Origin of the sequence: Mycobacterium sp. (assembly GCF_035603715.1) — a bacterium.
Classification (GTDB): domain Bacteria; phylum Actinomycetota; class Actinomycetes; order Mycobacteriales; family Mycobacteriaceae; genus Mycobacterium.
On record NZ_DATNJW010000043.1, the window covers coordinates 1 to 3783 of the forward strand.

Genomic DNA, 3783 nt, shown 5'->3' on the forward strand with positions numbered 1-3783 from the left:
GTCGTCTCCGTCGATCGTCACGCCGTTGAATTCGGTGATCGGTTACGAAGAGGCGGCCGCGGTGGCCAAGGAAGCAGTCAAGGAGCACAAGACGATTCGGCAGACCGTGATCGACCGCGGGCTGATCGGCGACAAGCTGTCCGAAGAAGAACTCGACCGTCGCCTGGACGTGTTGGCGATGGCCAAGGTGACCGAGGAGTAGACATGCTCAGCGACGAACTCCGTCAACGGCGCCTGGCGCTCATCGAAGAGCACATGAACACCGAGGTGACCAAGGAGTTCGATCGCACCCTGGCCACCTTCAACGGGCACCCGCACTACGAGATCATGGCCACCGGCCAAGTTTTCGACGGCGACGACGAGGTGATGGGCTACTACCGGACCACCCGGACCGCGTTCCCCGACCAGCGGCACGACAATGTGCGCTTCCACGTCACCGAAGACGCGGTGATCACCGAATTCGATTTGTTGGGAACCAATCTCGGTGAGTTCTACGGCATGCCGCCCACCGGTAAGGCGTTCCGCGTGCCGATCATCGCGGTGTTCTTCTTCGACGGCGATCGAATCACCAACGAGCGCATCTACTTTGACAGCGCCACCCTGGTCACTCAGATCGGTCGAGGCGAACTTCTGACCCTGGCCGCATCGGGTGAATTACCGGGACAGTAAGCGATCCAACCGTCAGATCAGTCACATCAGGCTCTGTGGCGGGCGTGTCCGTTGCGCCCGCCTTCTAGCGACAAATCCCCGGCCAGGGTCTCGTTTGTCGCTGTGAGGGGGGCACATTGGGGCCGGCTTCACGCTGAGGATGCTGTGGCAGAAGTGATTGCCGCGACTGGACGCGCCTAGCTACCGTTGTTCGGTCAGCCCGACTTCTGGCCAGCCGCGAATATCAACTAGGCCACCGCTGACAGTCGAAGCCGGCAGCCACGCGTGTGCGTTGGACGTGGTTGATCGGGGTTGCTCGGCTGACGGTATGGGCGCACAATTGAGGGTCCGGCTGAAACCTGGAGAAGTGCGATGAGCGAGCAACTGTACGACTTTTTCGGCGAGATCTTCCAGCGGTTTTTCAAACCCGCCATCGACGCATATCCGCGAATGGGTGGAGCACTCGTCGGAAGGTTACTCACGCTGACTGACGACGTCCCCGACAAACTGGCCCAGACCCGTTGCGCCGCAACGGCATGGGCCAAAGCTGAGACCCCGAACGCCAGGATCACCTCGGAGCTCTTCGTGGTCACCCAACACGGACTGATGTATGCCGCCGGGTTGAACGAGTCGCGCCGGGCGCTGTATTACCTGGCCACGCCCCCCGCACTGTTCGATCCGTTCGTCGATCAGGTCGACAGCGCCGAACTGCGTAAGGGCGCGGTAGTCGTGGTGGACAGCCGGCTCGGCCGCGACCTCGCATCCGCGCATCCGATGGATGCCGCGCTGCGCCGGATTCTCGATGAGCACCTGGCGCTGCGGGTGAATCTGCCCGTGTAGCTATTTCTTCGGTGAGATGCGTTGGTCGGACTCGACCGTCCGACTCTTGTATGTCTCGAAATAGACGAGTTACGAGAGTCTCGATAGTCAGTCTCGATTGCCGTCTTGAAGAGGGCTTTGTGTGACATTCTGTGCGGGTGTCCGCGGTAGAGCCGCCGTCGGGAGTTGTGACGTTTCTGTTCACCGATATTGAGGGTTCGACCCGTCGGTGGGAATCCGACGCGGACGCAATGCGGTCGGCCCTGCGCGCGCACGACGAGGTGCTGCGGACAGCGATCGAGGCGCATGGCGGCTTCCTGTTCAGCCATACCGGAGATGGTGTGGTGGCCGCGTTCGCTTCGCCGGTGTCGGCTGTCGATGCTGCGGTCGCTGCTCAGCGGGCGTTGGAGTTGCCGGTGCGGATGGGGTTGGCGACCGGCGAGGCTGAGCTGCGAGACGGGGACTACTTCGGCACGGTGCTCAACCGGGCGGCGCGGGTGATGGCCGCCGGTCACGGCGGTCAGATACTCGTGGCCGACTCGACGGCAGCATTGCTGGGCGGTGTTGATCTGATGGATCTAGGCCCGCGCCGCTTGCGGGACGTACCGAACGCGATCACGGTATTTCAGCTCCAGGCGCAAGGCCTACGCACAAACTTTCCGCCGATACGAACAGTCGACTCAACGGCTGGGAACCTGCGGCGCCCGGTCAGCAGCCTGATCGGGCGCGACGATGAGGTCGCCCAGGTAGAGGCGCTGCTAAGAAAGCGTCGCTTGGTCACGTTGATTGGCGTCGGTGGGGTCGGCAAGACTCGCCTGGCACTGGAAGTCGCTGCGCGGCTATCCGATGAATTCCCGGACGGAGCATGGCTTTTCGAGCTGGCGGCGGTAACCGATGCGACCGCGGTGCCCGACGCCGCGGCCGCGGTGCTGGGTATCACCCAACAACCCGGTAAGAGTGTGGGCGAGTCGGTGGCGGCCGCATTGGAGGGCCGGTTCCGGCTGTTGGTGTTCGACAATTGCGAGCACGTCCTGGACGCCGCCGCAGATCTGGTCGAAGCGATCCTGGCGCAGTCGTCGACGGTAACGATCTTGGCCACCAGCCGCGAAGGATTGGGGACCACCGACGAGCAACTGTGGCGGGTGGCATCGCTGGACGTGGACGCGGGCATCGACTCGGCCGCGGCGAACCTATTCGTCGATCGCGCCCAGAGCGTGGATTCGGGCTTCTCGGTTGCAAAGGCTGATGATGCTGCCGCGGTGGTGGAGGTCTGCCGCCGCCTCGACGGAATACCATTGGCCATCGAGTTGGCGGCGTCACGGATGGCATCGATGACCGCGGGCGAAATCCGTGATCGTATCGATGACCGCTTCCGTCTGCTTGTCGGGTCGCGGCGCGGTCTCGGCCGCCACCAGACGCTGCGCCAAGCGGTGGCGTGGTCCTACGACCTTTTGGACGACGCGGAGAAGGTGCTGCTGGTTCGGTGTTCGGTATTCGCGGGCGGATTCGATCTCCAAAGCGCCCGCGCGGTAGCCGGATTCGATGATGCCGACGACTACGCCGTCCTAGATCTGCTCGACGCCTTGGTGCGCAAGTCGCTGCTCGTCGCCGACCGGTCCTCGGGGCGGACCCGATTCTCGATGCTGGAGACGATCCGCCAGTTCGCCGAGGAGCAACTCGCCGCCCGTGGTGAATCAGACGCGGCGCGTACCGCGCATGCCAGTCGCTTCGCCGGGGCCGAAACCGACATCCTGGCGCTGTGGGACAGCCCCCGCCAGCGCGAGGCCTACGAATGGTTCACCAGCGAGCTGGCCAATCTGCGGACCGCATTTCGCTGGGCCGCCGACCAAGACGATCTGGATGTGGCCGCCACCATCGCTACGTTCGCCGGGCTTATCGGGTTTCTGGCGGAAAATTACGAACCGACCGCGTGGGCCGAAGAACTGATCGAAGACGCCCGCGCTGTAAACCATCCTCGACTGCAGTTTCTCAGCCAGATCGCGTCGGTGTGCTACTTCGGCGGCCGTACCGAGGCGGCTGTTGGCTACGTCGAGGCGGTCGGGGCGGCGTTGCGCGACGGCCACGACGACGTGCCATTCGGGCTGGCGGGCATGGCGGGCGGTGTCTATCTCTATCTCGGCCAGCCCGAGCGATTCGTCGACTGGTGCCGCACCTATCTGGAACATGGTGTGGACACACACTCGTTAACTAAAGCGGCCTTGGTTAATGCGCTAACACTTGCAGGTTCAGCCGAAGATGCGATCGCTGCCACGGAGGGAATCGTCGCCGCCGCCGAAGCCACGAACAACCCGTGGG

General features: G+C 63.5%; 3 protein-coding genes and 1 pseudogene. All 4 read left to right on the forward strand.

Annotated elements, in window-relative coordinates; translation table 11 throughout:
* Positions 1-202: pseudogene (gene aspA / locus VN856_RS01635) on the forward strand (aspartate ammonia-lyase); the annotation flags it as partial.
* A 2-nt stretch (positions 203-204) separates the two neighbouring features.
* Positions 205-669 carry an ester cyclase gene (locus VN856_RS01640; protein WP_325685497.1) on the forward strand — a complete coding sequence of 155 codons (465 nt, stop codon included), beginning with the start codon at positions 205-207 and terminating at the stop codon, positions 667-669.
* A 351-nt stretch (positions 670-1020) separates the two neighbouring features.
* A complete protein-coding gene (locus VN856_RS01645; RefSeq protein ID WP_325685499.1) occupies positions 1021-1488 on the forward strand; it encodes a glucose-6-phosphate dehydrogenase in 468 nt (155 codons plus the stop codon).
* Between the two features lie 131 nt (positions 1489-1619).
* Positions 1620-3783: ATP-binding protein (locus VN856_RS01650; protein ID WP_325685504.1), on the forward strand; the 2164-nt coding region annotated here is incomplete at its 3' end.